Annotated in this window: 19 protein-coding genes; 10 read left to right on the top strand and 9 right to left on the bottom strand. The window is 55.1% G+C overall.

Annotation, left to right across the window (positions count from 1 at the left end):
- Positions 1-23: 23 nt before the first annotated feature.
- From lptF to QEP11_RS04820, 7 genes are all read left to right on the top strand, one after another.
- Complete coding sequence (lptF, locus tag QEP11_RS04850; protein WP_284335508.1) at positions 24-1,118, top strand: LPS export ABC transporter permease LptF; 1,095 nt, start codon at positions 24-26, stop codon at positions 1,116-1,118.
- Positions 1,115-2,239 (top strand): LPS export ABC transporter permease LptG, encoded by a 1,125-nt coding sequence (gene lptG, locus QEP11_RS04845; protein ID WP_284335552.1) that lies wholly within the window; start codon positions 1,115-1,117, stop codon positions 2,237-2,239. The genes lptF and lptG overlap by 4 nt, the downstream gene beginning before the upstream one ends.
- Positions 2,218-2,619, top strand: a complete 402-nt coding sequence (locus tag QEP11_RS04840; RefSeq protein ID WP_284335507.1) for a sirohydrochlorin chelatase — start codon at positions 2,218-2,220, stop codon at positions 2,617-2,619. Before lptG ends, QEP11_RS04840 begins: the two co-directional genes overlap by 22 nt.
- 61 nt (positions 2,620-2,680) lie before the next feature.
- Positions 2,681-3,622 (top strand): CysB family HTH-type transcriptional regulator, encoded by a 942-nt coding sequence (locus tag QEP11_RS04835; protein WP_284335506.1) that lies wholly within the window; start codon positions 2,681-2,683, stop codon positions 3,620-3,622.
- Positions 3,623-3,668: 46 nt separating this feature from the next.
- Positions 3,669-4,829, top strand: a complete 1,161-nt coding sequence (locus QEP11_RS04830) for a pyridoxal phosphate-dependent aminotransferase (RefSeq protein WP_284335505.1) — start codon at positions 3,669-3,671, stop codon at positions 4,827-4,829.
- Positions 4,830-5,168: 339 nt separating this feature from the next.
- Positions 5,169-6,503 carry a GntP family permease gene (locus QEP11_RS04825; protein WP_284335504.1) on the top strand — a complete coding sequence of 445 codons (1,335 nt, stop codon included), beginning with the start codon at positions 5,169-5,171 and terminating at the stop codon, positions 6,501-6,503.
- Between the two features lie 25 nt (positions 6,504-6,528).
- Positions 6,529-7,674 (top strand): glycerate kinase, encoded by a 1,146-nt coding sequence (locus QEP11_RS04820; RefSeq protein WP_284335503.1) that lies wholly within the window; start codon positions 6,529-6,531, stop codon positions 7,672-7,674.
- Between the two features lie 92 nt (positions 7,675-7,766).
- Here the strand turns inward: QEP11_RS04820 and rng are convergent, their stop codons facing one another.
- From rng to QEP11_RS04785, 7 genes are all read right to left on the bottom strand, one after another.
- Entirely contained in the window at positions 7,767-9,254 is a 1,488-nt protein-coding gene (rng, locus tag QEP11_RS04815) for a ribonuclease G (protein ID WP_284335551.1), read from the bottom strand.
- A 66-nt stretch (positions 9,255-9,320) separates the two neighbouring features.
- A complete protein-coding gene (locus QEP11_RS04810; protein WP_284335502.1) occupies positions 9,321-9,935 on the bottom strand; it encodes a Maf family protein in 615 nt (204 codons plus the stop codon).
- 166 nt (positions 9,936-10,101) lie between these two features.
- The gene (gene rlmH, locus QEP11_RS04805; protein WP_219161980.1) at positions 10,102-10,569 is read right to left on the bottom strand and encodes a 23S rRNA (pseudouridine(1915)-N(3))-methyltransferase RlmH; all 468 of its coding nucleotides are present in this window, start codon (positions 10,567-10,569) and stop codon (positions 10,102-10,104) included.
- Entirely contained in the window at positions 10,566-11,228 is a 663-nt protein-coding gene (gene rsfS / locus QEP11_RS04800) for a ribosome silencing factor (RefSeq protein WP_284335501.1), read from the bottom strand. Before rsfS ends, rlmH begins: the two co-directional genes overlap by 4 nt.
- A 193-nt stretch (positions 11,229-11,421) precedes the next feature.
- Positions 11,422-12,363, bottom strand: a complete 942-nt coding sequence (hemF, locus tag QEP11_RS04795; RefSeq protein ID WP_284335500.1) for an oxygen-dependent coproporphyrinogen oxidase — start codon at positions 12,361-12,363, stop codon at positions 11,422-11,424.
- Positions 12,364-12,373: 10 nt separating this feature from the next.
- Positions 12,374-13,660, bottom strand: a complete 1,287-nt coding sequence (purD, locus tag QEP11_RS04790) for a phosphoribosylamine--glycine ligase (protein WP_284335499.1) — start codon at positions 13,658-13,660, stop codon at positions 12,374-12,376.
- Positions 13,657-14,376: a YebC/PmpR family DNA-binding transcriptional regulator gene (locus QEP11_RS04785; protein WP_284335498.1), complete on the bottom strand. Its 720-nt coding sequence runs from the start codon at positions 14,374-14,376 to the stop codon at positions 13,657-13,659. The genes purD and QEP11_RS04785 overlap by 4 nt, the downstream gene beginning before the upstream one ends.
- A gap of 81 nt (positions 14,377-14,457) precedes the next feature.
- Here QEP11_RS04785 and QEP11_RS04780 point away from each other — a divergent pair, with 81 nt between their 5' ends.
- The 3 genes from QEP11_RS04780 (at position 14,458) to upp (ending at position 17,769) form a co-directional block, all read left to right on the top strand.
- On the top strand, positions 14,458-15,975 hold the full coding sequence (locus QEP11_RS04780; RefSeq protein ID WP_284335497.1) for a helicase HerA-like C-terminal domain-containing protein: 1,518 nt from the start codon (positions 14,458-14,460) through the stop codon (positions 15,973-15,975).
- 105 nt (positions 15,976-16,080) lie between these two features.
- Complete coding sequence (locus tag QEP11_RS04775; RefSeq protein ID WP_284335496.1) at positions 16,081-16,914, top strand: enoyl-CoA hydratase-related protein; 834 nt, start codon at positions 16,081-16,083, stop codon at positions 16,912-16,914.
- Between the two features lie 222 nt (positions 16,915-17,136).
- Positions 17,137-17,769, top strand: coding sequence for a uracil phosphoribosyltransferase (gene upp, locus QEP11_RS04770; protein WP_284335495.1), 633 nt, complete (start codon positions 17,137-17,139; stop codon positions 17,767-17,769).
- Positions 17,770-17,855: 86 nt separating this feature from the next.
- On the opposite strand, the gene QEP11_RS04765 is transcribed toward upp, so the two are convergent.
- Both QEP11_RS04765 and QEP11_RS04760 read right to left on the bottom strand, forming a co-directional pair.
- Positions 17,856-19,805 (bottom strand): tetratricopeptide repeat protein, encoded by a 1,950-nt coding sequence (locus tag QEP11_RS04765; RefSeq protein WP_284335494.1) that lies wholly within the window; start codon positions 19,803-19,805, stop codon positions 17,856-17,858.
- A 378-nt stretch (positions 19,806-20,183) separates the two neighbouring features.
- On the bottom strand, positions 20,184-20,888 hold the full coding sequence (locus QEP11_RS04760) for a YebC/PmpR family DNA-binding transcriptional regulator (protein WP_284335493.1): 705 nt from the start codon (positions 20,886-20,888) through the stop codon (positions 20,184-20,186).
- Positions 20,889-20,905 lie beyond the last annotated feature (17 nt).

Below are 20,905 nucleotides of genomic sequence, written 5' to 3'. Positions count from 1 at the left end.
ATCGGCGTTTTCCTTTTTTGCCAATGTTATTCGATTCATCCATACGTAAGGAGCTGAGCCGCAGCTTCGGTGCCACCTTGGTGGTACTCATCACCGTGGTCATGACCATGATGCTGATCCGTACACTGGGCCAAGCCACCAAAGGCTCGGTCAGCCCATCGGACGTCATGCTGGTCATGGGGTTTACCGTGCTGGGGCAAATGTCGACCATCTTGACCTTGAGCCTGTTTGTTGCCGTGGTAGGCACGCTCTCGCGCATGTACCGTGATAGCGAAATGGCTATCTGGTTTGCCAGTGGTCAAGGTCTGGCCAGCCAACTCAAACCCATCTTGCGATTTGCATGGCCCATTGTGGCAGTGATTGCAGTATTGGGCTTGCTGGTGTGGCCTTGGAGCAATCAACAGGTGCAAGAATTGCGCGCACAGTTTGAGCAGCGCAGCGATATTGACCGAATTGCACCTGGCGAGTTTCAGGAATCATCCGATGGCAGCCGAGTCATTTTCATTGACAAAGACAGCATCTCCGAAGAATCGGCCAGCAATATCTTTCTGGTCGAGCAACGCAAGGATCGCGAAATTGTTACTTCTTCGAAGAGCGCCCAAATTCAGGTCGTGAATGGTGCTCGCAATGCGGTACTCACTGAAGGCCAACGTGTGGAAACCAACCATGCCAGCGGGCAGATCAAGCTCACGCACTTCGACACTTACACACTGCGCCTGGAAGAAAATAGCGGTACCCAGGCACGACTGACGGCCCGCGCAATTTCCACCCCCGAGCTGCTCAAGAACAGCTCTCCTGTATACATGGCAGAAGCTGGCTGGCGTGCTGGCCTCCCCCTGGCAGCACTGAATCTACTGGTACTCGCCTTGGCTATCACCATCGTCAACCCTCGCGCTGGTCAGAGCACAAGTCTCGTCGTCGCGTTGCTGGCCTTCGTGGTTTACTACAACCTGATGAGCATGGGACAGAGCTGGGTGGCCTCCGGCCGTATCTCTTTGGCCACCTACCTGCTAGGCATTCATGGCAGCATCTTGGCAATCGCCATTTTGGGACTGGCCGTTCGCCACAATCGCTGGCATCTGAAAGACCTATGGCAACGCCGTGGGGTGAACGCATGAAAACCCTGCGCAAACTGATTTATCGCGACACCATCTCTGCCATTGGTTTCGTGGTGCTGGCTTTTCTGGCCATGTTCTTTTTTTTCGATCTGCTCGATGAAATGGGAGATGTAGGCAAGGAAGTTGGCAGTGCGACTTATACCGTCTGGCATGCACTGCTCACAGTAACCCTGTCATTGCCCAAGCATCTATATGAATTGCTGCCGATTGCAGTCCTTATCGGCAGCATCTTCGTGATGGCACGATTTGCGCAGAGCTCTGAATTCACCATCATGCGAACCAGTGGCCTGGGCCCTTGGCTGGCTTTGCGTACCATGCTCACATTGGGCGCAGGTTTTGTGGTGCTGACCATTTTGGTGGGTGACTATATTGCACCAGCAGCAGAACGTTTCGGCATGGCAGCGCAAGCCAAATACCTCGGCAAAACATCCACCCAAGGGTCTACCGGCGCATGGCTCAAAGAGAAGAACAAGCAAGGCAACACCCTTGCAGTGAACGTACGCACGGTGCGCGCTGATGGCGCCCTGACAGGGGTTCGCATTTTCGAGTTTGATCCACAAGGCCGTATGGTGCTGCAAATCCATGCCGATACAGCGCAAATTGAGGAAGATGCTCCTACGTGGTCACTCAGCCAAGCCCGTGTTGCGCGGTTTCAGTATGACGACAGCACCACTCCGGTATCTGCCAACCTCCAGCGCGAAACCAAAGATCTGCAATGGCCATCCAGCATCAGCAGTGAGATGCTGATTGCATCCATCCACAAGCCCGACCGCATGCCTACCATTGAGCTGTTTCAGTTCATACAGCACTTGAAGGCCAACGACCAATCTGCACAGAAGTATGAGATTGAGTTCTGGCGTAAGGTGTTCTACCCCTTGAGCTGTTTGGTGATGGTTGTATTGGCACTGCCATTTGCCTATCTGCATTTCCGCTCTGGCGGCATTGCAGGCTATGTGTTTGGAGGCGTGATGGCAGGCATCAGCTTCTTCTTGCTTAACAATGTGTTTGGCTTTGCAGGCAATTTGCAGCAGTGGTCGCCAATGCTGACCGCAGCTGCACCTGGCCTGATCTACTCATTACTTTCTCTCGGTGCGTTTGCATGGTTGGTGATACGCCGCTGAACCAGATGCCGCCCAAGCGCGGCATCATTTTTTTTGCCCATGGCTCCCGTGATCCTCTATGGCGAGAACCCATTGAAGCGGTGGCACGCATGCTAAAAGCCTTGCATCCAGAAGCACACTGTGTTTGTGCCTATCTGGAGCTGACACAGCCCGATCTCTCTACCGCCAGCCAGAGCCTTATCAAGCAAGCTTGTACCGACATCACCGTTCTGCCCATGTTTCTGGGTACGGGTCGACACGCACGCAATGACTTGCCAGCCCTCGTGGACCTTCTGCGCAATGAACATCCGCAGATACGCTTTTCCATAGCCACTGCCGTTGGCGAAGACCCCCGAGTTACCGAACTGCTGGCACAGATAGCACTGCAGCACATTGCATAAAAAAACACATCTTTAGATATTTCATTCATAATGATGAAAACATCGTTGCCGACATCCTCTTATGAATCTTCATCAATTTCGTTTTGTCCAAGAAGCTGCACGCCGCAATCTCAATCTGACTGAAGCGGCCAAAGCTCTGCACACCTCGCAACCCGGTGTTTCCAAGGCCATCATCGAATTGGAAGAGGAGCTGGGCGTCGATATTTTTGCGCGCCACGGCAAACGGCTCAAGCGCATAACAGAGCCAGGCCAGCACGTTCTCAAAAGCATTGAACTCATCATGCGAGAAGTGGGCAACCTCAAACGTATTGGAGAGCAATTCAGTGCCCAAGACAGCGGCACACTGAGCATTGCCACCACGCACACGCAGGCGCGCTACGTGCTTCCACATGCAGTCGCAAAATTGCGCAGCAGCTACCCTAAAGTCAACATCAGCCTGCATCAGGCTACGCCCCATGAAGTGGCGCGCATGGTACTGGACGAAGTTGCTGAAATCGGCATGGCTACAGAGTCGTTAGCCGACTACCCAGACTTGGTAACTTTGCCATGCTACGAGTGGCAGCACGTTTTAGTGGTGCCCACAGGCCACCCCTTGGCGACCAAAGAACGCATTGGTCTGGATGATTTGATCAATGAACCCCTTATCACCTACCACCCTTCATTCACAGGGCGTGGCAAGGTGGATGCAGCATTTGCCACGCGCAAGATTGAACCTCGCATCGTGTTGGAGGCCATCGACTCCGACGTGATCAAGACATACGTTCGCCTTGGCCTGGGCATTGGCATTGTTGCAGAAATGGCCATGCGTGATGACCATGGACAAGACCTAATCTCACGTCCCATGGGTCATTTGTTTGGTCAAAGCGTCGCGCGCGTCGCCTTCAAACGTGGAGCCTATTTGCGAAATTTCGTTTACAAATTTGCAGAGACGCTCAGTGATCGCCTTTCACGCGACCTGATTCTGCGTGCCATGAACGGCCATGTGAACGACTACGAACTCTGATTTGCTCGCAAAGATCCGGAAAGCCCTCAGGCATCCCATTTTTTCCATGACAACGCCCGTAACCCCCGTATTCCCCAGCAAGCTGCCGCATGTCGGCACGACTATTTTTTCAGTCATGTCAGCGCTGGCCAACCAGCACCAAGCTGTCAATCTGGGCCAAGGCTTCCCTGACTTTGGCTGCGATCCCAGACTGCTCGATGCAGTCTCCGCAGCCATGCAAGCTGGTCATAACCAATACCCACCCATGCCCGGTGTGGCTCAGTTGCGTGAAGCCGTTGCCACCAAGATCCAGGATCTGCACGGCAAACATTACGATGCCAATACGGAAATTACGATCACCGCAGGTGCCACTCAGGCCATTCTGACCGCCATCCTCGCCACCGTGCACGCGGGCGATGAAGTCATCGTGCTTGACCCCTGCTATGACAGTTATGCTCCCAATATTGAGCTTGCCGGTGGCGTCATCGTGCGCGTGCCACTCACGCCAGGCACCTTCCGGCCAGACTTTGCCAAGATTGCTGCCGCGATCACCCCTAAGACACGGCTGCTGATCATCAACACTCCACACAATCCCAGCGCCACAATATGGACTGCCAGCGAAATGCAGCAGCTGGAAGATTTACTGGCGCCGACGAATGTGCTGCTCATCAGCGACGAGGTGTACGAGCACATGGTGTTTGACGGTGCAGCGCATGAAAGTGCTGCACGTTTTCCTGGTTTGGCAGCACGCGCATTTATTGTGTCCAGCTTTGGCAAGACCTATCACGTCACTGGCTGGAAAGTTGGCACCGTGGCTGCACCTGCTGCGCTGACGGCAGAGTTTCGCAAGGTGCACCAGTTCAACGTTTTCACTGTCAACACGCCCATGCAGGTAGGCTTGGCCAGTTATATGGCTGATCCCAAGCCCTACCTTGAACTGCCAGCCTTCTACCAACGCAAACGGGATTTGTTTGCCCAGGGGCTGCGCGAAACCCGTTTGAAGCTGCTGCCAACCGCTGGCACCTACTTTCAATGCGTAGACATTTCGGCCGTTACCGATCTGAATGAATCCGACTTTTGCCAATGGCTGGTGCAAGAGCTCGGCGTAGCCGCAATTCCCTTATCTGCCTTCTACGGCGACGGGTTTGACCAGAAAGTCGTGCGCTTTTGCTTTGCAAAAAGGGATGAAACCCTGCTGGCTGCGCTTGCGCGTCTGCGCAAGCTTTGAAGACTTGCGTACCCATCCAAAAAAGGAGACTTTCACAGGCTCTTTTTTTATGTTCCCTAAACCCCTCTTAGCAGCGCCACAGCCGCTGACCTGCTGAAATGCAGGTGCCGTCCATACCCCTTTCTATGAGACTTACTTAGGTAATTGCTCGTACTGCATACGCCCATCTTGGTGCACGCAGCCACCTATAATCGCCCACGATGGCTCGCCATGCACGCAAAGATTGCGGCATCGCCGACCGGGGTGTTCTCCTTGCCTTTGGGCACTATTGCACACATCCTGATGTAAAGACGCTAGCCACTTACAGCGCACGATTTCCCCAAAATCAGGTACCTAGCTATGAGCAGTATTGCTATTTCTTCCATTCTGGTGGCCCTCAGCATTGTGGCCATTGTCTATTTGACGGCCAAGGTCAAATTCAGCGTATTCGGCTCGCTGTTTGCCGTGTCCATCGTGCTGGCGCTGACCACCAGCGTGCCCTTGCCCAAAGTGGTTGACCTGCTCAAGACCAGCTTTGGCAACACCTTGGGTGGTATTTCCTTCATCATCATTTTTGGTGCTGCCATTGCGGTGTGCATGGAAAAAAGTGGCGGTGCCTTGAGCATTGCCACCCACATCCTGAAAAAAGCGGGAGAGCGCAATGCCAAGCCTGCATTGGCATGGACTGGTTTCATCCCTGGCCTGACCATTTTTTGCGACACCGGCTACATCATCCTGAGCGGTATCGCCCGTAGCATCAGCGCGAAATCCAAGACACCCATGCCTTTAATGGCTGCCATTTTGGGCACATCGCTGTACTCGGTGCACTGTCTGGTACCCACCCACCCCGGTGCTTTGGCTGCAGCCAATACGGTTGGAGCCAACCTGGGCCTGTTCATCTTGGCTGGCGTGGTGTTTGCAATTCCTGGCTTGCTGGCAGCTTACTACTGGGCCAACTTCATGAGCAAAGGCCAAAACTATGAACCTGCTGCAGTAGAGACTGACGTGCTGCAAAGCGAGCGCCCTCTTCCAGCCTTCTCTCATGCCTTGCTGCCCGTGGTTCTGCCGCTGGTACTGATCTCGATCTCTACCCTCTTGACTACCTTGGGCATGAAGGACGGCATCGCGACCTATTTCCACTTCCTGGGCAACCCCGTGATCGCTCTGCTGGTAGGCATGTTGTGCGGTCTGTGGTTGTTGAGCAAGAACGGCGGCCAAAAAGGTGAATTCACTCGCGTGCTGGAAGAAGCCATCGTCAAAGCTGGGCCCATTTTGATCATCACTGCTGCTGGCGGCATGTTCGGCGCGGTGATCAAGGAAACCGGCGTTGGCTCCGTTCTGGGCGAAGCTCTGGGTAACGCCTCCGTGGGCCTGCTGGTGCCTTTCATCATTGCAGCTTTGCTTAAGACTGCGCAAGGCTCCTCCACCGTTGCAGCTTTGACCACTGCAGCCATCATCAACCCCAGCCTGGCAAGTTTTGGCCTGGATTCTGAAACCGGCCGCCTGTTTGCCGTGTTGGCCATTGGGGCTGGCTCCATTGTTGCCTCTCACGCCAACGACTCGTATTTCTGGGTGGTAACCAAGTTCTCCAACATCGAGATGCAACAGTCGCTGCGCGTATTCACCACCTCCACCCTCGTAATGGGATTGGTGACTTTTGCCTGCATCTGGGCTGCCAGTGCATTCATGCTTTAAATCCATGCTGAACAAGCAGGCTCCAATGAAAATTGTCATCGCCCCGGACTCTTACAAGGAAAGTCTTTCTGCACTGGAAGTTGCCACGCAGATCGAGCTGGGCTTCAAGGAGATCTTCCCAGACGCCGACTACGTCAAAATCCCCATGGCCGATGGCGGCGAAGGAACAGTGCAGGCCATGATCGAGGCCACGCAAGGTCGCCGTGTGGCAGTCAATGTCACAGGCCCCCTAGGTGAGCCCATCAGCAGCTTCTATGCTCTCACTGGCGACGGCCGCACTGCCATGATCGAAATGGCTGCGGCCAGTGGTCTGGCCCTGGTTCCTCCTGCCCAGCGCAACCCGGAAGTCACTACCAGCTACGGCACCGGTGAACTGATCAAAGCAGCACTAGACGCAGGTGCTCGCCACTTGATTTTGGGCATTGGAGGCAGTGCTACCAACGACGGCGGCGCAGGCATGCTGCAGGCACTCGGAGTGAAGCTGTTGAATACCGCCGACAAAAACATTGGCCCTGGCGGCGCTCCACTGGCACAGCTTGCGCGCATTGACGTCAGCGACCTGGATGCCCGATTGTTTGAATGCACCGTGGAAGTCGCCTGTGACGTGGACAACCCACTCACTGGTGAACGTGGCGCCTCTGCCATTTTCGGGCCACAAAAAGGGGCTACGCCTGCGATGGTGCAGACACTTGATGCCAACTTGAAACACTTCGCTCAAGTCATTGAGCGTGACTTAGGTATTGATGTGGACCAAATCGCTGGAGCTGGCGCAGCTGGTGGCATGGGCGCCGCGATGCTGGCTGTCTTGAAGGGGCGGTTGCGCCCAGGCTGCGAGATTATTGCCAAGGCAGTTGGACTGGATGCTGCCGTACAAGGTGCGGACCTGGTCATCACAGGTGAAGGACGTATCGACCAGCAAACCATTTTTGGAAAGACCCCTTTCGGAGTGGCAACAGTTGCACGCAAGCATGGAGTACCTGTGATCGGCATTGCAGGCAGCTTGGGCAACAACGCCCATGTGGTGCATGGGCACGGCATTGGTGCCATTTTCAGCGTGCTCAACCGAGCTTGCAGCATCCAGGAGGCCATGGCTGAAGCTGAATTCAATGTCCGCTCTGCCGCACGTAATGTGGCCGCCGTGCTAGCCATGGGCAGTCTTCTGCACCACTGAAACAGTCGACCCATACATCCATCAATCAATAAAAAAGGGAGCAATCAATGCTCCCTTTTTTATTCCAGTGCAAGATGCGATACGACTTCAGGCTACAGCAAAACAATATCGTATTGTTCTTGAGCCAACGTGCCTTCAGCCTGCAGAGAAATGGGCTTGCAGATAAAGTCACTCAGCCCGGCCAGGTGCTGATTTTCTTCGTCCAGCAGCAAATCAATCACGTCTGGATTGGCTACAACACGAAACTCTTTGGGATTGAACTGGCGTGCCTCACGCAAGATCTCGCGCAAGATTTCATAGGCAACGCTTCGCACTGTTTTCACACTGCCCTTGCCCTGGCAAACAGGGCATGGCTCACACAGCATATGCGCCAGCGATTCACGGGTACGCTTGCGTGTCATCTCGACCAGACCTAACTGCGAAAAGCTGCCTGCCATCGTCTTCACACGGTCGCGCTTGAGTTGCTTGTTCAGCTCTTCCAGCACTTGCTCACGGTGCTCTTCGTGCGCCATATCGATAAAGTCGGCAATGATGATGCCACCCAGATTGCGCAAACGCAGCTGCCGTGCAATGGCTTGCGCCGCTTCCAGGTTGGTTTTGAAAATGGTGTCATCGAAATTGCGCGCTCCGACGTAACCACCAGTATTGACGTCGACCGTAGTCAACGCCTCAGTCTGATCAATGACAAGGTAGCCACCAGACTTGAGATCCACACGCTTTCCTAGTGCCCTGGCAATCTCTTCATCGATCGAATACAGATCAAATATAGGGCGCTCACCTTTGTACAGCTGCAGTTTGGGTGCAGCACTGGGCATGAACTCTTTGCCAAAAGCCATCAGCTTGGCAAATTGTTCCTGGGAATCAATGCGAATGCTCTGCGTGTTTTCTCCCACCAGATCGCGCAACACGCGCTGCAGCAGATTCAGATCTTGGTGCAACACCGACATGGGTGGCAAAGTGACAGCTGCACTCTTAACACGTGCCCAGGTCTTGCGCAAATAGCTGATGTCTTCAGCCAGCTCCTCATCGCTGGCATCTTCGCCGTTGGTGCGCAAAATAAAGCCACCACCTCCGCCATCGGCTTTCAGACCTACCAGCTTTTGCAGACGTGTTCGCAGTGCATCACGCTCTTCGGGCGAGATTTTCTGCGACACGCCAATGTGCTCGTCCTGCGGCAGATGCACCAGCAAGCGCCCTGCAATACTGATCTGCGTGGACAGGCGTGCACCTTTGGTGCCAATGGGATCCTTGATCACCTGCACCACAATCGACTGACCTTCAAACACCTGGTGCTCAATAGGTTTTGGCGGCTCATTCTTGCGCGCAATCATCGGCGCATCACCGCTTTCATGGCGCTGCCACACATCTGCCACGTGCAAGAACGCAGCACGCTCCAGACCAATATCGATAAAAGCCGATTGCATACCCGGCAACACGCGCGAAACCTTGCCCAGGTAGATGTTGCCCACCAGACCACGTTCCAGCGTGCGCTCGATATGCAGCTCTTGCACCGCACCCTGCTCTACCACCGCCACACGCGTTTCTTGGGGTGACCAGTTGATCAAAATATCTTGCTGCATGTTTTCTGTTTTTTTGTGAGTCATTTCTACCAAGAGGGAACGGGCAAAACGCCCTTGCTCGTGGTGCTACACCTTCCAGCCAATTTGGCGCAGCAACTGTGCTGTCTCAAAGACAGGCAACCCCATGATGCCGGAATAGCTGCCTTCGATATATTCAATCATGGTAGCTGCCAGCCCCTGCACACCATAAGCCCCGGCTTTGCCAAACGGCTCGCCAGAAGCAACATAAGCGTCGATCTGCGCATCGCTCATCGCCATGAAACGCACTTTTGAGACAGACAAAGCCTGCAGACGTTGGCTGCCATTTTGCAAAGCCACTGCTGTCAACACTTCATGCATCTGGCCCGAAAGTTTGCGCAACATGGCCTCTGCCTCTGCCGCATCCGCAGGCTTACCCAAAATTTCTGCACCTAAGGCAACCGTTGTATCAGAGGTCAGGGTCGGGGCTGCAACCAAGCCTCTGCGCCTAAGGCGATCAACCGCGGCATCAAGCTTCAAGCCAGTCACACGCTGCACATAATCGCGCGGTGATTCACCCGGCGATACCACTTCGATCGCCTCCGCATCCTCGGCTATATCACCGTCAGCATTTGGTAGCAGCAACTCATGGCGCACATTCATTTGCTGCAGCAATTGGCTGCGACGGGGACTTTGGGATGCAAGATAAACAAATGCAGACATGTCTTTTCTAATTGAAAAATGGCTTTATCGCTTATAAAACAAGCGCCAAAAGCTACTAAAAAAATAGTACCATGCAGCTGCCACACTAGCAATCCTGGAGGGGTTTGCAAAAAGCAAAGCCCTGTCGCACAAGGCGCAGGGCTTAGGCGTTCAGCAAGCTGACGGCTTATTCACGGTGATACGGATGGCCCGCATTGACTGACCATGCACGGTAGAGCTGCTCAATCAACAGCACACGCACCATGGCGTGCGGCAGCGTCATGTCCGAGAGGCGAATCTTTTCATGGGCCAATTGTTTGAAGGCCGGATCAAGTCCATCCGGCCCGCCAATGATCAGAGCCACATCATCGCCTTCTAGCTGCCAGTTTTGCAGGCGTGCTGCCAGGGCTTTGGTCGTGAGGTTGGTTCCACGTTCATCCAGCACCACAATCCGTGTACCCCGTGGAATGGCCGCCTCGATACGTTTGCGCTCTGCAGCGTACAAAGTCTCTACTGTCTTGGAGCCACGAGGCTCTGTTTTGACAGCTTTGAGCTCAACTTTGAGTTCTGGCGGAAAGCGCTTGGCGTAATCATCATAGGCCGTCTGTGCCCAATCTGGCACATGCTGGCCTACCGCCACAATCAGCAGTTTCATGCCTTCTTGGCAGCAGCCTTTTTCGCACCGCCGCGTGGCGCTGTAGGCTTGACCACAACGGTCTTCACTGCGGAAGGTTTCTTGGTGGCAGGCTTTTTCACCGCAGGTTTTTTAGCCGATGGCTTTTCAGCAGCAGTCTTCACGGCTGCCGATTTTTTGGCAGCAGCCTTCTTCACCACGGTCTTGCCATCCACAGCAGCCACTGCTTTCTTGGCTGCGGGCTTTTTGACAGGCTTTGCCTCGGCATCTTCGGAGGCAAAGATCTTGGAAGGCTTGGCACCGCCAAGTTTCAGACGTACGGGCTTGTCGCCCCAGATTTCTTCCAGGCGGTAGTACTGGCGAATGTTAGGCTGCATGATGTGCACCACGCACTGGCCGCAGTCAACGATGATCCATTCACCGTTTTCTTCACCTTCATGGCGAGGCACGGCAAAGCCTGCCTTCTTCACAGCGTCACGCACGCTGGAAGCCAGGGCCTTGGTTTGGCGGTTGGAAGTACCGGAAGCAACGATCACGCGCTCAAACAGCGGCGACAAATGCTCGGTATTGAAAACCTGAATATCTTGTGCCTTGACGTCTTCCAAGCCATCGACGATGGCACGCTGAAGTTTGGTCACGTCTTTTTTGGCTGCGGAATCCGATTTTGTGGAAGTGCTCATCAGGCGATGTTTGGTTGAAAGTTCCAGTCAATATAGCGCGGTGGTTGGCAAGGCTTGAAAGCCCTTTCATATGCTGCCCCACGCTGACAGGGCTTTTATTGTGTTTCTAAAAAAATTATGCCGACCACAGGCGACCTGAGGCCGGCAGCTATGGAAATTATAGTTTTCCTGCTCCCAATGCGTTTTCCTTGGCTCAAAGCCAGTCGCGACGCACCAAGTATTGGCTCAGCAAATCTGCTTCTGGAGTGCCTGGTGCGTCCTTGCGCTGGTAGCTCCAGTCTGCATGCAGGGGCATGGACAACAGAATCGATTCAGTGCGTCCACCCGACTGCAAGCCAAAATGCGTTCCTCTGTCCCAGACCAGATTGAACTCCACATAACGCCCACGGCGATAGCGTTGAAAATCCACCTGATCGGGTCCATAGTGGGCAGATTTTCGCTTTTCAACGATAGGCAGATAAGCCTTCAGGAAAGCATCTCCCACCGAGCGCATCATGGCAAAGCCCTGATCCTGCCCCAACTCGCTGAAGTCATCATAGAAGATGCCACCGATACCACGCTGCTCATTACGGTGCTTCAGATAGAAGTACTCATCGCACCATTTTTTGAAGCGAGGGTAAAGGTCCGCACCAAACGGCTCCACCGCATCTTTGCAGGTCTGGTGGAAATGCACGGCATCTTCTTCAAAGCCATACACCGGCGTCAGATCCATGCCACCACCAAACCAGCACGTTTTTTCCTGAGCATCATGGCCGGCAGCGATCATGCGCACATTCATGTGCACCGTAGGCACATAAGGGTTGCGCGGGTGAAACACCAGTGAGACGCCCATGGCTTCAAATGGAGCGCCAGCCAGCTCAGGACGATGCTGCGTGGCAGACGGCGGCAGTTGCGCGCCTTTGACATGCGAAAAGCCACAGCCTGCACGTTCGAACACCACGCCGTTTTCCAGGATTTTGGTGATGCCATCACCCTGCAGGCGCTCATCTGCTCCTTTTTTCCAGGGATCGGCCACAAACCTGGCCGCACCAGCACCCGCAACAGCTTCCACTGATTCCAGTGCCTGGGTGATACTGGCCTGCAAGCCCAACAAATAGGCACGCACATTGTCCACTGTGGCTTTTTGCTCTTGCACCTAAAGTTCCTCAGCTCTTGATCGCGCGGAAACCGATATCGCGGCGGTATTGCATGCCATCAAAGTGGATGCCACGCGTCACGTCATACACGCGTTGCTGCGCCTGACGCACATTGTCCGCAAGCACAGTCACACACAGCACACGGCCGCCGGCAGTCACAGGTACGCCGGTTTCATTCAATTGCGTGCCAGCATGGAATACCACGGCATCGTCTGCTTCAGCAGGCAAGCCTGTGATGACATCGCCCTTGCGGGGAGATTCTGGGTAACCATACGCAGCCATGACCACGCCCAGCGCGGTACGGCGATCCCACTCCAGCTCCACTTGGTCAAGCTTGCCATCCACGGCTGCCAGCATGACATCCACCAGATCACTCTTCAGGCGCATCATGATGGGCTGCGTTTCCGGATCACCCATGCGCGTGTTGAACTCCAGCGTCTTGGGGTGGCCATTGCCGTCAATCATCAAGCCGGCATACAGGAATCCGGTGAAAGGCACGCCGTCCTTTTCCATACCACGGATGGTCGGCAGGATGATTTCGCGCATGGCACGGGCATGGACGTCAGCCGTGACCACTGGGGCGGGAGAATATGCGCCCATGCCGCCAGTGTTGGGGCCTTCGTCGTTGTCTTTGAGACGCTTGTGATCCTGGCTGGTAGCCATGGCCACCACATTTTTACCATCGCACAGCACGATGAACGAAGCTTCTTCGCCGGAGAGGAACTCTTCGATCACAACCCGCGCACCGCCTTCGTTGTGCTGCACGCCGTATTTGTTGTCCACCAGCATGAAGTCCACAGCATCGTGCGCTTCTTGCAAGGTCATGGCTACGACCACGCCCTTGCCTGCGGCCAGACCATCGGCCTTGATGACGATTGGGGCACCCAGACGATCCACGAAAGCGTGCGCCGCAACAGGATCGGTGAAGGTGTCGTAATCTGCCGTGGGAATACCATGGCGACGCATGAAGGCCTTGGAGAAAGCCTTGGAGGATTCCAGCTGAGCAGCCGCCTTGGTAGGGCCAAACACTTTCAGGCCATGGGCACGAAATTCATCGACCACTCCTGCCGCCAATGGAGCTTCTGGCCCCACCACAGCCAGCGCCACGCCTTCGGCTTGCGCCCATTCGCGCAGCTTCACCACATCGGTAATGGGCAGGTTCTGCAACTTGCCGCCTGCCAGCGCAGTGCCTCCGTTACCGGGTGCCACAAACACCTTGGTCGCCTTGGGCGACTGTGCCAACTTCCACGCCAGGGCGTGCTCACGGCCACCGCCGCCAATTACAAGAATTTTCATAAGTCCGCGTTGTGATAAACGTCTTGAACATCGTCCAGATCTTCAAGGACGTCCAACAGCTTTTGCATACGCTCAGCGTCTTCGCCTTGCAACTCAATGGTATTTTCAGCACGCATGGTGACTTCAGCCACTTCAGGCTTCAGACCAGCAGCCTCCAATGCGTTCTTCACGGCTTCAAAGTCGCCAGGAGCAGTCAGCACTTCAATCGCCCCTTCATCGTCCGTGATCACATCTTCGGCACCTGCTTCCAGCCCGATTTCCATCACCTGATCTTCAGACACGCCTGGAGCAAAGATGATTTGGCCACAGTGCTTGAACTGGAAAGCCACAGAGCCTTCAGTGCCCATGTTGCCACCATGCTTGTTGAAAGCATGGCGCACTTCAGCCACGGTGCGCACCTTGTTGTCCGTCATGGTGTCAACAATGATGGCGGCGCCTCCGATGCCATAACCTTCGTAGCGAATTTCTTCGTAGGTCACGCCTTCGAGATTACCGGTGGCCTTGTCGATATTGCGCTTGATGTTGTCAGCAGGCATATTGGCCGCCTTGGCCTTATCTACAGCCAAACGCAGACGAGGATTGGCATTCAGATCACCGCCACCTTGACGGGCTGCCACCATAATTTCACGAATGATTCGGGTCCAGATACGGCCACGCTTTTCATCCTGGCGACCCTTGCGGTGCTGGATGTTGGCCCATTTGCTATGTCCTGCCACAGGAAATCCTTTGGTCTTGATTTAATCTACTAGGCTCGGATTCTACGTTTGACCGAGCACCTTGACAGAGGAAACCCGAACATGGCCCCAGCATTGCCCATTGCCCAACGTGGCGAGATTGAATGTTCCATCTTGCCAGGCATGGCAAATCGACACGGTTTGATCACCGGAGCCACAGGCACCGGCAAGACCGTTACCCTGCAAAAAATTGCAGAAAGCTTCTCTTTAGCCGGTGTTCCGGTGTTTTTAGCCGACATCAAAGGCGACCTGACTGGCATCAGCCAGGCAGGCAGCATTGGAGGCAAGCTGGCAGCCTCACTGCAAGAGCGTGGCATTGACCTGCCATCATCCACCTTATGCCCGAGTACGCTGTGGGATGTTTTTGGCCAGCAGGGCCACCCCGTTCGCGCCACCATTTCGGACATGGGGCCTATGCTGATTGGCCGTATGTTGGGTTTGAACGACACACAAATGGGTGTGCTCAACATCGTCTTCAAGATTGCCGATGACAACGGCATGCTGTTGCTGGATCTCAAAGACCTGCGCTCCATGCTGCAGCATGTCGGTGAGAATGCCAAGCAGTTCACCACCGAATACGGCAACATCTCTGCGGCCAGTGTGGGAGCCATACAGCGTGGTTTGCTACAGATTGAAAGCGAAGGTGGTGATCAGTTCTTTGGCGAGCCCATGCTCAACATTGACGATCTGATGCAGACCGATGCTCAGGGTCGAGGTGTCGTCAATATTTTGGCCGCCGACAAACTGATGCAGTCACCGCGCCTGTACTCCACCTTCTTGTTGTGGATGCTTTCAGAGCTGTTTGAGCAATTGCCGGAAATTGGTGACCCCGAAAAACCGAAACTGGCTTTCTTTTTTGACGAAGCGCACTTGCTGTTCAACGATGCACCCAAGGTACTGGTGGAGCGCATTGAACTGGTGGTGCGACTGGTGCGCTCCAAGGGCGTAGGCGTGTATTTCGTCACCCAGAATCCCATGGATATTCCTGACAGCGTGCTTGCGCAACTTGGCAACCGCGTCCAGCATGCGCTGCGCGCATTCACACCCAAGGACCAAAAGGCTGTCAAAGCCACCGCTCAAACCATGCGTCCCAACCCTGAGGTGGATATTGAAGCGGCAATCACCGAGCTGGCGGTGGGGGAGGCGTTGATCAGCTTCCTCGATGAGAAAGGCCGCCCTGGTATTACCCAGCGTGTATACGTGATTCCGCCTGGCAGCCAGATCGGGCCAATTGAAGACACCCAGCGCCGCAGCCTCCTGGCCAATTCCATCGTGGCTGGCTTGTATGACAAAGCCGTGGATCGTGACTCTGCTTACGAAGTTCTTCAAGCTCGCGCCGCGCAGGCCCCCACTGCCACCGGTGGCGCCCATGGCGGCTCAGCCAACAGCGCCACCACTGAAGGAGGTTTGATGGATGGCTTGAATGACTTCCTTTTTGGCACAACCGGCCCACGGGGTGGAAAAAAAGACGGACTGGTGCAAAGTCTGGTCAAGTCCACCGCCCGCAACATGACGAACCAGCTGGGACGCCAGTTGCTCCGAGGCGTGCTTGGGAGTTTGACCGGCAGCAAAAAACGCTGAATCACGCATTCTCCTCAGGGAATGCGTGACTTTGCATGTGCCTGTGCACTCTTTACAGTGCCAGGCCATATGCCATCCAGCACTCCTCTTCCCACTCTATCGGTCATGCACTTGCAACTGCAGGATCGCATTGCGCACCTGCAACTGAACAAGCCGGAAAGCCTGAACACCATGCACCCAGGCTTTTGGCGTGATTTGGATGCAGCGCTGACTCACATTCAGACCTCAGGCGATGTACGCGCGCTGGTGATCAGCAGCACAGGCATGCACTTCAGCGCGGGCATGGCGCTGGACACTTTTGCCAAGCCTGACTTCGCTCCCAAGGACCATAGCCCTGAAGGCCGAGCTGCCTTGACTGAATTTCTATGGGACATGCAGCAAGTCTTTACACGCATGGAACAACTGCGCACTCCGGTGATTGCAGCCATTCAGGGCGGCTGTGTGGGCGGCGCGTTGGACATGGTTTGCTGTGCCTGCATTCGCTACGCCACAGAGGATGCATTTTTCTGCGTGCAGGAGATCAATATTGGCATGGTGGCTGACCTGGGCAGCTTGCAGCGCCTGCCCAAGTTGCTACCCATGGGGCTGGTAAAAGAGTTGGCCTATACAGGGCGGCGTTGGAGCGCTCAGGCTGCGCAGGCACACGGCTTTGTCAACGCTGTGTTCGACAACCAGCCGGCTATGCTGGCAGCGGCCATGCAATGCGCCCAGGAAATTGCCGCCAAACCCCCTGTTGCCATCTGGGGCAGCAAGCAGGCGCTGGACTATGCCCGTGATCACAGCGTGCAAGATAGCCTGCGCCAGATGGGCTGGTTGCAAGCCGGCATCTGGAGTAACAGCCATGTGATGGAAGCCGTGCAGGCCACGCAGCAAAAGCGTGCTGGTGCATTCAGCCCTTTGCTGCCACAGCGGGGATTTGGGCAAATGGGCACTGACTGACAATTGCTAGCGCTAAAAGCTGTGTGAATGTGCGCAGGGTCAAAGAAAACACCCTTGCGCGCACAGACAAGAGAAGGACTTTCCACGGTCCGCCTGAGAAATAAGCACAATGCAGACCATTGCAATGTGCTGTGACATACCATGCGTTTGAGGCAGAAAATACAGCCATATTCCTCAAGCCCACGGTGCTGCGCGCACTTTTACCCCTTACCGACACTGACTATGAGCACAGTCCACCTCATCGACCATCCCCTGGTCCAGCACAAACTAACCTTGATGCGCCGCAAGGAAGCCAGCACCAACAGCTTTCGACGCATGCTGGGTGAGCTGTCGACTTTGATGGCCTACGAAATCACCCGCGACTTCCCGCTGCAAGATCTGGAAATCGAAACCCCCATGGAAAAGATGGTGGGCAAGGTCATTGACGGCAAAAAGCTGGCATTGGTCTCCATCCTGCGTGCTGGCAATGGCTTTCTGGACGGCATGTTGAACGTGGTTCCCGGTGCACGCATTGGGCACATTGGCCTGTACCGTGACCCCGAAACCCTGCAGCCCGTGGAGTACTACTTCAAGATGCCGGAAAACATGGGTGAGCGTGACGTGATCGTGGTCGACCCCATGCTGGCAACCGGCAACTCCGCTGCCGCTGCCGTGCAACAACTCAAGGACAAGTGCTCCCCCAAATCCATCAAGTTCATGTGCTTGCTGGCTGCTCCCGAAGGCATCAAGACGATGCAAGCCGCCCACCCTGATGTGGATATCTACACCGCCGCCATTGACCGCGAGCTGGACAGCCATGGCTACATCCTGCCCGGTCTGGGCGATGCGGGTGACCGTATTTTCGGCACCAAGTAAGACTATTACGCGCAACGCTGCTGCAAAAAAGGCTTCCCACGGGAAGCCTTTTTTCTTGATGCTGTGATGCTCAGGCACGGTTGGCTTTACCAACGCAGCGCTTCTGCCAGCTGCCATGCCTGTTGCACCTGCTGGTTATTCGCTACCGAGGCGCGCAAAATGGCGCGCTGTTCGCCTTGGTCTACCAGCCAGAACAAGGCCTGACGCGCCGGAGCGCCTTCATTCTTGGGTGCACCGTTTTCCGCTCGCTCCAGCGCAGTGACATCAAACACCCAGTACTGCCCTTGTCGTGGTGGCTGACCAGCCTTTGCCAGTTTTGCCACAAAGCGATGTTTGCGCAATGTGCCTGCCTTTAACTTGAACTGCTGCTCCAAAGCTTTACGCAACAAGGCCTCTTGTTCGTCATCATCTGCAGGAATACGCATGCCACTGGTCAGCCCTAGCGTGTACTCGCTGCGCAGATCCCGGTATTGGATACGCTGCCAACCATCAGGTTCTTGCATATAAAGGCCCGCTGCCTGCATAGGCAGCCCCATGCCAGTACGTCGGTTGTCTATCCAGGCCTGCTGCTTGTCTTCTGACAAAGCCAACACATTTTCCAGCCCGCCTGCATTGCGCAGATATTGACGCAGCAGTGCCGCAGCTGCCGCCGTATCACCACGGCGCAATGCCATGGCTGCGCCGTATTGTTGAGCGTTGTCGATCAATGTGCTGTCAAACACCTTGGCATACGGCCACGCTTGCAAGGCAGCTTGCAGATACTTTTCTGCGTCTGCATGCTGACCTGCCTTGAAGGCGGCAATACCGGCCACGGTGTTCAGTCGCGCCACCTCAGATGGAAAGCGTGCATCAGGCATGGCCGCACGCGCCAGTTGTCCCGACTTTGACCAGTCCTTGCTACTACGCCATGCAGCGGTTATTTCACTTTCTCGCCATGGCAATACAGGCTGGCCATCAATATTGGGTAAATCCGGCGCTTGCGGCCATTGCATGCTTTGCCACAAGGTCTCAATGGCTTGCGAGCCCGACGCATGGTCTGCCTGCAACATCTCCATTTCCATGTGCCATGACCAGTTTCCACGCAGCGCCACCCAGTGCATTTGCAATGTGTCGGGCCTGGAGGCCGAACTCACACGCACCACCTTGCGCTGCTGCTGTGCGCCAGCAATAGCCAGTTCTGGCTGACTCAGCTTGGAACTCTGGCTCTCTTCACCACCACTGTAAATATCCAAATGCTCGGCCAGCTTTTGTTCACGCTGCGCCAACGGCAGCTCGCTGAAGGCGTCTTCATAATTGAGTCGCATGGTGACAAACATACGCTGACCATTGGGCTTGGCGTACATATAGCGCAACTGGCTGATGTCGTTGCGGTCTTGGGCAGCTTCCACTTCCATCAGCACCCAACGCCCCAGTACCGTAGGCACTGACAATTGGGCTGTATGGAATGTCAATCGCTGGGCTGCGCCGTCCCATTGCCATTGGGCGGGAAAGAGCGGAGCCTCTTTCAGCAGCATTTGCTGATAGCGCGCAACCGCAGCGCTGTCCTGAAGCATCATGGCCGCCATCAGCCCCCTCTGTGCAAGTGATTGCACCTGGCCGGAAATGGGACCCCATTCCAAGCGCATAGCTGCCGCCAACATGCGGTCTGCCAATTGCACATTCTCCGCATAGAGACCTTGCTGGTGCTGCAGCATATTCAGTAGCTCAGAGGCATCGAGCTGCTCATACGGATTGCCATCTGGCAAGGTCATCTCCAGCAACTGCTTGGCATGCGCAATCGCGCGCTCCCATTGCCTGTTTTGAGCTGCCTGAACCACTGCATTGCGCTGGCGCATGAATGGCGACGGAGCACCCTGGTCAGGGACAGACTGCGTGATGACTGTGGCCGCACCAGGCTGTTCATTAGCCGCCCCTGCCACCCCACTCCCAAACCCCAGCAGCGCCGCAGAAAGACATGTCAAAGAAAGTACACGGTACAAAAAATTCTCCAGTTGCATCACACGCAAAACAGCGCGAAAGCATAGATGCAAAGTCATGAGACACCGCTCATGCACTGGCCTCAAAATCCTCCCAAACTGTTACCAACAGTGTCATGTATAGAGCAAACCATGGCTATCCCATACACCTTGCTGCAGCGCTGAGGCAACCGCTGATTGCACCCACCGGTGCGCTCTGAATGCCATTGGCATACGTGGCACGCTGAGCAAGAAAGACAAAGGTTTATGCAGGCACTGCGAATGTTCGCGCAAGGCCTGATTGACCACACATTAGCCACGCGTAGATTGCGAGGTGCGGATCTGCCAAAGAGCCCCTCAGCGAGGGTGCCACATACGTGCACATGACCACCTTGTGCACAGTGAACATGAAAAAAGGACTGCTTCAAGCAGTCCTTTTCTGAGCAAGCGCTGCCAAAATCAGTCCACCAGACCGGCAAACACATGCTGCACGTCATCATCGTTTTCCAGGCCAGCCAGAAAGTCCTGCACTTCTTCCTGCTGCTCGGTCGACAGGCTGGACATGCTTACGGGATTCTTGGCCTTGTAACCCAACTTCACCGACAGCACCTTGATGCCCTGTGCGGGCAAAGCTTTGGACACTGTGTCCAGATCCGTAGGATCAGTGATGAACAGGGTCACGCCGTCTTCGTCACCCGCTTCAAAATCCTGGGCACCTGCTTCAATGGCTGCCAGCTCGGGGTCGGCACCGTTTTCGGCTTCACCTTCAATCATGCCCACATGGTCAAAATCCCAAGCTACTGCGCTCATCTGGCCTTTGCGAAAGCAAACGCGCATATTGGGAGCGGTGCGATTGGGATTGTCTGTCAAGCACTCGACCATCACCGGCACGCGGTGTGGCGCATAGCCTTCAAAAATCACGCTGGTGTAGTTCACGGCATCTGCCCCTACACCGGAGCCTTTTTTGACAGCTCGGTCCAGTGTTTCCTTGGACATGGAAGCTTTGCGGGCTGCTTCGATCGCCATGCGCAGGCGTGCATTGCTAGAAGGGTCACCACCGCCCAGTCGGGCCGCTACAGTAATTTCCTTGACCAACTTGCCAAACAGCTTGCCTTTGGCGTCCGCAACCAGAGCTTTGCCCTTGGCTTTCCATTGCGCTCCCATAAGGGGCCTTTCTTCAA

Source organism: Comamonas halotolerans (genome assembly GCF_030162935.1).
GTDB lineage: Bacteria > Pseudomonadota > Gammaproteobacteria > Burkholderiales > Burkholderiaceae_C > Comamonas > Comamonas halotolerans.
Note: the sequence above shows the minus strand (reverse complement) of the source record. Positions and strands in the feature narration are given on the sequence as shown.

Excerpts from the sequence above, each read along its gene's own strand:
- lptF (WP_284335508.1), top strand. The coding sequence starts at position 24 with ATGTTATTCGATTCATCCATACGTAAGGAGCTGAGCCGCAGCTTCGGT.
- lptG (WP_284335552.1), top strand. The coding sequence starts at position 1,115 with ATGAAAACCCTGCGCAAACTGATTTATCGCGACACCATCTCTGCCATT.
- QEP11_RS04840 (WP_284335507.1), top strand. The coding sequence starts at position 2,218 with ATGGTTGGTGATACGCCGCTGAACCAGATGCCGCCCAAGCGCGGCATC.
- QEP11_RS04835 (WP_284335506.1), top strand. The coding sequence starts at position 2,681 with ATGAATCTTCATCAATTTCGTTTTGTCCAAGAAGCTGCACGCCGCAAT.
- QEP11_RS04830 (WP_284335505.1), top strand. The coding sequence starts at position 3,669 with ATGACAACGCCCGTAACCCCCGTATTCCCCAGCAAGCTGCCGCATGTC.
- QEP11_RS04825 (WP_284335504.1), top strand. The coding sequence starts at position 5,169 with ATGAGCAGTATTGCTATTTCTTCCATTCTGGTGGCCCTCAGCATTGTG.
- QEP11_RS04820 (WP_284335503.1), top strand. The coding sequence starts at position 6,529 with ATGAAAATTGTCATCGCCCCGGACTCTTACAAGGAAAGTCTTTCTGCA.
- rng (WP_284335551.1), bottom strand. The coding sequence starts at position 9,254 with ATGCAGCAAGATATTTTGATCAACTGGTCACCCCAAGAAACGCGTGTG.
- QEP11_RS04810 (WP_284335502.1), bottom strand. The coding sequence starts at position 9,935 with ATGTCTGCATTTGTTTATCTTGCATCCCAAAGTCCCCGTCGCAGCCAA.
- rlmH (WP_219161980.1), bottom strand. The coding sequence starts at position 10,569 with ATGAAACTGCTGATTGTGGCGGTAGGCCAGCATGTGCCAGATTGGGCA.
- rsfS (WP_284335501.1), bottom strand. The coding sequence starts at position 11,228 with ATGAGCACTTCCACAAAATCGGATTCCGCAGCCAAAAAAGACGTGACC.
- purD (WP_284335499.1), bottom strand. The coding sequence starts at position 13,660 with ATGAAAATTCTTGTAATTGGCGGCGGTGGCCGTGAGCACGCCCTGGCG.
- QEP11_RS04780 (WP_284335497.1), top strand. The coding sequence starts at position 14,458 with ATGGCCCCAGCATTGCCCATTGCCCAACGTGGCGAGATTGAATGTTCC.
- QEP11_RS04775 (WP_284335496.1), top strand. The coding sequence starts at position 16,081 with ATGCACTTGCAACTGCAGGATCGCATTGCGCACCTGCAACTGAACAAG.
- upp (WP_284335495.1), top strand. The coding sequence starts at position 17,137 with ATGAGCACAGTCCACCTCATCGACCATCCCCTGGTCCAGCACAAACTA.
- QEP11_RS04765 (WP_284335494.1), bottom strand. The coding sequence starts at position 19,805 with ATGACTTTGCATCTATGCTTTCGCGCTGTTTTGCGTGTGATGCAACTG.
- QEP11_RS04760 (WP_284335493.1), bottom strand. The coding sequence starts at position 20,888 with ATGGGAGCGCAATGGAAAGCCAAGGGCAAAGCTCTGGTTGCGGACGCC.